2 protein-coding genes are annotated in these 3,785 nt (G+C 68.6%); one reads left to right on the top strand and one right to left on the bottom strand.

From position 1 onward, the window contains the following. Positions 1 to 830: beta-N-acetylglucosaminidase domain-containing protein (locus AX685_RS01580; protein WP_066484645.1), on the bottom strand; the 830-nt coding region annotated here is incomplete at its 3' end. A 176-nt stretch (positions 831 to 1,006) separates the two neighbouring features. On the opposite strand from AX685_RS01580, the gene AX685_RS01585 reads away from it, so the two are divergent. Then, the coding region (locus AX685_RS01585) for a TonB-dependent receptor plug domain-containing protein (protein WP_082740419.1) at positions 1,007 to 3,785 on the top strand (2,779 nt) is incomplete at its 3' end.

The raw sequence follows: 3,785 nt of genomic DNA on the forward strand, positions 1-3,785 counted from the left end.
ATCATCGGCAGCGTCAGCGCGGGGATGCAGCCCAGATGCGCCTGGATTGCGGGGTTGATCGCATGGCCCGACAGATGCGCGGCATTGGCGGCGGCGCGCCCGGTGAAGGCACGCAGGTGCAGGAACCGCGACATGCGCGCGCCGTCGTTGACGGGCCAATTGTCCCACAGGCACACCGGTCGCCCCAGTTCGTCCGCGACGCGTGCGAGATGCGCGGGGCCGATTTCCTTCGGGCAGACTTCCTCGCCGGTCCAGTAGACGCGGATCGCCGGATCGAGACGGCGGCCCAGATCGCCGAGATAATCGGCCGGGCGGGGGGTGAAGACCATGTCCAGCACCGGATCGTCCGAATAATAGGTCGGGCAGGTGTAGACGCGCGTCGCGCGGGTGGCGGCGGCGCAGAAATTGACCACGTCGGCCTGTCGCGCGGCGAGATCGGGCATGTCGCCGCGCAGATCGTCGAACAGGATCGCCAGATCGTCGATGCCGATCGCGTCGAGATCGGCGATGCGCCGCGCCAGATCGGCGCGCGCGGCATCGTCGAACGGATGCGTCGAGCCATCGGGAGTCAGCGCGATGCCGAAGCGCATGCCCGCGCCGCGCACCTGCGCCGACAGACGCGCCAGCGCCCGGGTCTGCGCCGGGTCGTGGGCGACGCGCCAGTCGCGGCGCAGTGCGCGATCGCCCTTCGGCCCGTAATGGTAGAAGGAATAGCCCACGCCGGCGAGCGTGGCGACCACATGGCTGCGCTCATCGGCGGTCCACAGGCGGCCGAAGCGCCCCTCGATCATGCCAAGGTCGGGGCGGGTGGACGGGGGGGTAGCGGTCATGCGGGATGCATACCATTGGTTCGCCCGGGGGCAAGTTCGGCGATGGTATGGCGTACCAGTGTAATACCGGTTCTTTACAAATCCGTGGCGAGGCGCCTAGGATCGTGGGACGGACGGCGGCGAATCGACATTCGTGCGACCGGCCGGAACGATCATTCGGGGCAAGGGGACATTCGATGCTGAGGTCGCACAGGAACGCGGTTGCACTGGCGGCGCTGGCGGTGGCGCTGGTGCAGATGCCGACGCAGGCGGTGGCGCAGGCAGCCCCCGCGCCGCAGGACGCCGCCACCACCGACACAGCGACCGATGCGGGCACCCCGGCCAGCGACATCGTCGTCACCGGCACGCGCATCGCGGTCCCCGGCCTGACCGCCAGCAGCCCGGTCGCCTCCACCAGCGAACAGCAGATCCGCCTTCAGTCGGCGCTGACGATCGAGGATTTCTCGACCAAGCTGCCGCAGCTGTCGGGCGGCGTGCGGCAGGGGTCGCAGGGTAGCGACGCTTTCGGCGCGCAGGTGCTGGAACTGCGCAACTTCGGGCAGAGCCGCTCGCTGGTGCTGATCGACGGGACGCGCGCCGCGCCGTTCAGCTTCCGCAATTCGGTGGACGTCAATTCCATCCCCGCCTCGCTCATCAAGCGCACCGACGTGCTGACCGGCGGCGCCGCCGCGGTCTATGGCGCGGATGCGGTCGCGGGCGTCGTCAACTTCATCCTGAACGACGAGTTCGAGGGCGTGCGCGGCAGCGCGGTCGGGCGGCTGTCGACCAACGGCGGCGCGCAATATGGCGCGTCGATCATGGTCGGCGCGGGGCTGGGATCGCGCGGTCATGTCGTCATCGCGGCCGACTATACGCAGCGCGACCTGATCGTCGCGGGGCAGCGCGACTGGGCGGCGACCCCGAACCAGACGATCCCGAGCATCGGCGGCGTGTTCACCGACGTGGCGAGCGGGCGGCGGTTCGGCTTCACCGACGCGGGCGATTTCACCACCAGCCCGAGCGCGACGTCGAACCTGTCGGCGCGTTATCCGCTGGTATCGCCGCTCAAGCGGATCAACGTCGCCGCGCTGTACAAATACGAGCTGGCGCCGACAGTCGAGCTGTACGGCCGCGCAATGTATACCAATACGCGCACCAGTGAGACCGGTACGCCCGGCGCGACGCCCGCGTCGGTCAGCCGCACCGTGTCGATCAGCGCGACCAACCCATACCTGACCGACGCGATCCGCAGCCAGCTGACCTTCGTCAACGGCGCGGCGCAGGTCAACGTGTCGCGTTCGCTGGCCGAGCTGGGGCTGGTGACGTTCAACACCGAGCGCGACATCTACCAGTTCCAGGGCGGCTTGCGCGGGCCGTTGACCGACGCGATCCGCTGGAACGTCTATGCCCAATACGGCCGCTCGACCGAAGCGACGGTGGTGACCGGCGACGGGCTGGTGAACAATGCGGCGGGCGCCAACAATTTCGCGTCGGTGGTCAACACCGTCGACATCTTCGGCCCGAACCGCCCCGGCATTGCCGCCGCGCTGGGCAGCCCGATCAACGGCTTCAACCGCAAGCGCGACCAGTTCGTCGCGGCCGCCACGGTCAACGGATCGCTGGAGGAGCTGTTCTCGCTGCCCGCCGGGCCGATCGGTTTCGCCGCGGGCGTCGAATACCGGCGCGAGACCGCGAACGTGGCGCAGGACACCGCGCTGCTGACCGGCAACACCTATCGCCAGGGCGTGCAGGCCGCGTACACGGGCGAATTCGACGTCAAGGAGCTGTACGGCGAGCTGCTGGTGCCGCTGCTCCACGACCTGCCGCTGATCCGCAAGCTGAGCGCGGGCGGCGCGTACCGTCTGTCCGACTACAACCTGTTCGGCACCCACGGGACGTGGAAGGTCGAAGGCAATTGGGAGGTCGACCGCAGCCTGCGCCTGCGCGGCACCTATCAGCGTGTGCTGCGCACCCCCAATTTCGGCGAGTTCGCGGGCGGCGTGTCGTCGCTGCCGTTCAGCAGCCTGGTGACCGTCGACCGGCTGAAGCCGCGCTACGGCGGCGACCCGTGCGTGCTGGGCACCGGCAACCAGGCGCAGTGCCAGCGGTTCGGCGCGCCGGCGGCAGGATCGGCCAATTCGACCGCGCCGGCGTATCTGACCGGCAATTACTTCTACGGCGGCAACCCGGACCTGAAGCCCGAAACCGGCTTCACCACCACGGCGGGCGCGGTGTTCACGCCGACGTTCCTGCCGGGGCTGAACGTGACGGTCGACTGGTATCAGCTGGACCTGAAGGGCGCGGTGGGCGTGATCCAGCCGGTGGCGGCGATCACCAGCTGCTACATCACCAATCCCAGCGCGGACAATCCGCTGTGCGGGCTGGTGACGCGCAACGCCGACGGCACGTTCAAGGATGCGTTCGTCAACAACCAGAACCTGGGCCGGCTGCTCCAGCGCGGGCTGGACATCACCGCCAGCTACACCGTGCGCGGCGACTGGGTACCGGGCAAGGGCGTCCGGCTGGGCTATGCCGGCAATGTCGTCACGTCCTACACGATCCAGGCGAACCCGACGGTCAGCGCGGTGCAGTGCAAGGGCACGTTCGGCGCGACCTGTTCCAGCGATGGCACGACGCTGGTCCAGCCCGCCTATCGCCACACCGCGGGCGCCGGGCTGCTGCTGGACAAGGGCGTGATCCAGTTCGACTGGATCCGCATCGGCAAGGTGCGGTCGAGCGCGGCGGGATCGAGCGAGACGCTGCCGGCGCAGAACCTGTTCGACCTGTCCGCCTCCTATGACTTCGTGCCGGGCATCACGATGACCGCGGGCGTCTACAACATCGCCGACAAGCAGCCGCCGCGCGTGTCGACGGGGGGCGTGTTCAACACCTTCCCGGACACCTACGACATCCTGGGACGGACGATCGGCTTGTCGCTGACCTGTCTCTTATACACATCTCCGAGCCCACGAGACC

It is taken from the genome of Sphingomonas sp. CCH9-F2 (assembly GCF_001556735.1).
Classification (GTDB): domain Bacteria; phylum Pseudomonadota; class Alphaproteobacteria; order Sphingomonadales; family Sphingomonadaceae; genus Sphingomonas; species Sphingomonas ginsenosidimutans.